Source organism: Paraburkholderia mimosarum LMG 23256 = NBRC 106338 (genome assembly GCF_000739815.1).
GTDB classification, from domain to species: domain Bacteria; phylum Pseudomonadota; class Gammaproteobacteria; order Burkholderiales; family Burkholderiaceae; genus Paraburkholderia; species Paraburkholderia mimosarum.
The window spans coordinates 1-1,266 of the sequence record NZ_BBJJ01000313.1; the positions used below are offsets into that span (position 1 = coordinate 1).

Annotated in this window: 1 protein-coding gene and 2 pseudogenes; 1 reads left to right on the plus strand and 2 read right to left on the minus strand. The window is 60.3% G+C overall.

The features are described from left to right. Both BMI01S_RS42800 and BMI01S_RS40495 read right to left on the minus strand, forming a co-directional pair. A partial coding sequence (locus BMI01S_RS42800; protein WP_042293533.1) for a hypothetical protein occupies window positions 1-230 on the minus strand: 230 nt, incomplete at its 3' end. Between the two features lie 131 nt (window positions 231-361). Beyond that, window positions 362-633 (minus strand): annotated as a pseudogene (locus BMI01S_RS40495) (PLP-dependent transferase); the annotation flags it as partial. Window positions 634-902: 269 nt separating this feature from the next. Between BMI01S_RS40495 and BMI01S_RS37620 the strand changes: the two are divergent. Further along, window positions 903-1,202 (plus strand): annotated as a pseudogene (locus BMI01S_RS37620) (DUF6444 domain-containing protein); the annotation flags it as partial. Window positions 1,203-1,266 lie beyond the last annotated feature (64 nt).

Here is a 1,266-nt window from a genome sequence, read left to right on the forward strand (position 1 = left end):
AGCGAGCCGCGCGCGGGAAAGCGCGACATGATGCGAGGGGGATGCACGAGACCGCGCACGAGTGAGGAGCGCGTGCGCAGGTGCGCGAGTGCGCAAGCCTGCGCGGCGCGGTTGCGCGACTGACCCGCTTCGGTGTTGCTGCCAGCGATACGCCGCGCAGACCCGCGAAATCGTGCAGGAGCGAGGCGCTCACTACCAACCTTCAGGTCCGGTCGATGTTGCCAAGCCATTCGTTGTCGAGATCGGCGAGGGTGACCTCTGAGCGACACGTCCCGCGCACGCACTGGCCGTTACGTGGATCGACAACGGCGTTGTCGGGAGCAGGACGAGCGAGGCCAGCGCGCCAGTCTCGCTCACAATCTCAAGAATACGAACGCCAAGCCACCAATTTCAGCGCCTGGGAAAAGCCGGCGATAAGTTCGTCGATATCCTCGATGCCCGCTGACAGCCGCAGCATGCCGTCGGAAATGCCTATCGCCTTGCGCGTTTGCGGGCCGGCAATAAGATCGTTAGCGCGACGGGAATGATGTCGGCGAGTCCGATCGCCTTGACCGGCAGCTTGGGCGCGGTGACGACTTTGATCATTCGCTCCGCGTTGAGCAATTCGAACGACAACAGCGACCATGCATGCCCTGGAACACGCGGACCAGATCCTCGACGCGCTCACTCAGTTAATAAGCAATTGAAAGTTAACGGGCAACGTCAAAGTTTGATTGCGAGGAAATCCAGCCACAGGCCATGTCGACGGCCAATGATTGTCGCTGCGGGTGTCTTTTCAGTCCGCGCCATCGTGACGGGTCGCGGCCATGCGTCAAGACCGGCAGACGACATCACTTTTCTTCTCCGGGCGTAACTGTTCAGCGGGTGTTGTAAACGTGGCCTGAACCTGGCATAGTTGCGGGATGACAAAGAAGACACCGCAACTGCAGGTTCCAAATTTGAAGTCGATGACGCACGCGCAGAAAGATGCGCTCATCATCGACCTGATCGGGCTGGTCAATTCGCTTCTGAAGCGAGTGGATGAACTGGAGGCTGTTGTGAGTGATCTGCAAGCCCGTCTGGGCAAGGACAGTCACAATTCGAGCAAGCCGCCATCGTCGGATGGTTTGCATCGCAAGCCGAAGTCCTTGCGCGAGCGCGGCAAGGCCAGGGTTGGAGGGCAGCCTGGCCACAAGGGCAGTACGCTCAAGCGGGTCGAGCAGCCCGGCGAGGTTCAAAGCTGCGTTACACATTGGGAGGCACCTTGAGTGCCAGGCGATGATGGCG